1 protein-coding gene and 1 pseudogene are annotated in these 3,874 nt (G+C 37.1%); one reads left to right on the forward strand and one right to left on the reverse strand.

Going from position 1 to position 3,874, the window contains the following annotated elements; translation table 11 throughout:
* The coding region (locus CEV08_RS08995; RefSeq protein ID WP_100131262.1) for an autotransporter outer membrane beta-barrel domain-containing protein at positions 1 to 3,094 on the reverse strand (3,094 nt) is incomplete at its 3' end.
* 525 nt (positions 3,095 to 3,619) lie between these two features.
* Between CEV08_RS08995 and CEV08_RS09000 the strand changes: the two are divergent.
* Positions 3,620 to 3,874 (forward strand): annotated as a pseudogene (locus CEV08_RS09000) (DUF4815 domain-containing protein); the annotation flags it as partial.

Here is a 3,874-nt window from a genome sequence, read left to right on the forward strand (position 1 = left end):
GGGAGAGATTAGTGGACAATTGTGCACTAATACCAAGCCCACCTTCAAGGGAAGTCCCTGAGGGGTCACGTTTATAATCCTTATCAATATGGATTGCTTGATCATCACCAAAGGTTTTGATCAAGTTTACTTTTCCATAAAAAGACATAGGACGGTTGTTTTCTGTGGCAATGGTTTTGGTTAAACGTCCACCAACACGGATCAACCATTGAGAAGGATTTTGCATGTCAATGGTTAGATTATCAGCATCTTTAATGGTATCAAACATCAAATGTTGATAAGCAAGTTGTGCTTGTGGTTCAAATGTTAACCTTTCTACTCCCGTTGCAAATTCTTTGCCAACAGTTGTGGAGATCGACAACATTTTTGCATTTTTCAACTTTGCAGTTGTCCCAATGAGGGCATTGGTGATCTTTCCCTTTAGGAAGCCATAGGATAACAACGTATCAAGATAGAAACCATTGTCATGTTGTATGGTTGCGTAGGCTGCGAGTGACCATTTATCCACTGTGCTCTTACTTGCGTCTTTCATATCCTTTGGTGTGAAAGAGAGTTGCCCATAGGTGCCCAAAAGACCCAAATGTGTTGTGGTATTATGCCCTTCCAGCGCTGCGAAATTAACACCTCCTTGTAGAGCGGCATAGCGAAGATCAGCACCATAACCGTATTCCAGAGGACCACGAGCAGAAGATAAGGTCGCTGTATTCCCATAGGTGTATAAGAAGAAGGCGTTCTGTTTTTCTTGTTGTGTTTCTATGACAGATGTTCTGAGATTGGCTAAAAATTCGTTTTGCTTGGCGATATCGGTTAATCCACTGTGGAAGAGAGCGTTTGGCATGACCAAATAGCTTGCCATTTGTGCTACAGGTGTATGCACATTTTCTTCGGGGTTAGAGCCGGACTCTGGATTAGAACCAGAACCTGGTTTAGAATTAAGAAATTCAGGTTGTAGACGAAAATCCCAGAAATTTTCATCTTTTTCATCGAACAGATTTTGTTCAATATTCGCTTTTCCTTGGCTCGAGTTTGGTCCATAAGCACGGAGCATATATTTATCTGGTGAACCACCTATTGTGGTATAGCCATGGGCTAATTTGAAGGAGCCTTCTTCAGCTGTTCCAGAAACTTGGATAAGAGAAAGTCCTCGTACATTTCTTTCAACATCAGAAGATTTTTTTTGAGTGGTGTTTCCTTTTAAATTAACAAGAATATTTGTATTTCCTGAAACATTTCCATTGATCAGAAGTCGATCGGTTTCTTGCTCTGCTATTGGCGTGCCATCACTCCATTTTGTATTGAAATAAATTCTTGCATCGCCTGTTGCATTATAGACTGCTTGAGTTTCTGGTTTTCCAGAGTCTATATGCAATGTGTGGTAATGATTTTCTGTTGGTTCTTTAAAAACAACAGAGCTATTTTCGAGATTCAGGACAGAAATATCAGACCGTGATCTTTGAGCAACATCAAGTAGATTACCATCAGCATCTTTTTCTTGTGTGCTGTTTTTTAAGATCCATTGTGTCCCATTTTTGAGGTAAAAGCGTACGTTTCTTTCTTGTGCAATGTTTGCTCTGCCTTCTAAAGTAGAATGATCTGCATTTAAGGTGAAGCTGCCGGTGGAGATTTCCTTAGCTTCTTTTCCATTCCACAATTTTTTATTTTGCCAAGAAATTGTGTCCCCAAAAACACCATTGCTTAATAACACATCCGCATGAATTTCTGAGTTTTTGAGATTAATTTTTCCAATTGATTCATTGGTATTTATTCCTATACCATTTTCAACGATCAGATCTGTATTGGTCAAATTAACTTCACTGTTTTGCCAATCTTGTGGATTACTATTGCTTAGGTCATCTGAATTATCTTGAGACAAATCTGCAAAATCCACTCCAATAAACCCTGCTGTTGCAGAAGTATTTGCGAGATCAATACGTCCATTACTGTCTACTGATAGTGCAATTTTTGTTGCATCTATTTTGTTTTCCTTTACAGCACCATTGACCATCTTAATCGTGCTATTCCCAGATGCGACAAGTCCAACATCAACTTTTTCAATCGTTGTTTTTTCTTTTAATTCAATGATGCTGTTGTCAACAGCACCTACACCTATGCTGGGAAGTTCAATTCTCTCAACACTTATTTTCCCTCCCTTTATTGTTAATTCTTCGCTCGTGATTTTGCCTCCATTCGTTGCATGAAGACCAAAGAGAGTATTCGTAATCGTTGTTTTTCCTTTTAATTCAATGATGCTGTTGATGTCATCAGCTAATGCGCCTGTACTTAAATCTTCACCATTTGCTATGAGTGCAACATCTTTAACATTAATATATCCACCATCAATTGCATATAACATAATGCTAGCGGTAATAGCCCCTCCTGTCATGAAAATTTTTGATTGCTCACCAACAGCCTTGAGTCCATTACCTTCAGATGAAGTGATTCTTGCACCATTTTTTAAAATAATGGTGCTGCCGTTTTGCGTAGATATTGCTGCTTCTTTTGCCTCAAAGGATCCACCGGTGATTGTTACTTGAGATTTTTTATCTGCTAGGATGCTGAATTTTGCTTTTGTAGCAGTTATGTTTTTCAAAACGAGGTTACTTTTATTCTCAGCTTTTATTGCGTTTCCTTGTACTTCATTGGGTTCGCTGTTCTCACTCGTTATTGTGACATTTTCCAGCTCTCCGTTACCACCATCTAGCTGAATAGCGTTTATATCAACATTGATAGAACCTCCTGTCATTTTGAATGTGGCGTTGTCCGATATATTAACGCCGTATACATAGGAAGATTCAGTTCCAAGTGGAGCACCAATGATAGTATTGTCTGATAATTCAATCAAACTATCGGATCCTTTAACGGTGACAATGGTTGTAGCAGATGATGGTTGTGTTGGAGGCGTACTCCCCAGCTGTAAATTGGTGCCAATGATTTTTCCACCTTTTTCTACCCCAATATTATCGTAGCTTTCTTTAGAGACTTCTGTTCTTGTTCCATCAGAAATTTTAAGTTCTTTCGCTTGTGCGTTGTGATAGGCGCTAAACAATAGAATTTCTACAATTGCCGTGCACGATAAAAAAGATTTTTTAGACATCTATATCCTCCTCTCTTACTAAGCCGCAAATGTTTTTCCTGCTTGCTATATCCATACTTGTTACATAAGAAGAACAGACAATATAAAAAAATAAATAATGATTAATAAAAACTCTTTTAATATATTTATAATTTACTTATAGTCAAATTTAAAAATTAATCATTAATGTATACTATTAAATAAAACTCATATTATATTTACAGTTTTATTTATTATATATTTAATATATAATTAAAAATATTAAAATGATATTTAAGGTTAATATTAAAAGAAGATGATCGTTGTTTGTTTGTACTCTCGTAAATGGTATTACAGTGCTGTTATATATTTTGATGCTTTAAGAAGAATAAAGGGGGACAGCCTCATTAGAAGCAGCTAAAAAATTTTCTTAATTTTGGATCTTAGGTGTTTTATATTGGATGTAATGTATTTTATAAATATGCCAAAGAGCACTTATTGGTATTTTTATAAATCTTAGTACTCTTCTTGAGTGTTTTGATGGAATTATTGATATCTTTTTGTTGCATTGCTGCTTTGCGCTATGAAGAGGTGGAAGACTTTTCGACAAGTGCTGTCCCTAGTGAAACCCATATTTTTGTGCCCCAAAAGGGAAAAACAAGCTTTACCTTTAAAACCTATTACGCTCCCATTGCTGCTGTTCATTCCATTTTGTTGACCAAAGAAAAAACCGTAACAATCACCCGCGGTGCGGTTGCCGCTGGGCGTGATGGCGTGCCGGACAAAAGCATCACCTCTTTTATCAAAATTGTTCAAGGTGGA

The organism is Bartonella tribocorum (genome assembly GCF_002778015.1).
GTDB classification, from domain to species: Bacteria; Pseudomonadota; Alphaproteobacteria; order Rhizobiales; family Rhizobiaceae; genus Bartonella; species Bartonella tribocorum_B.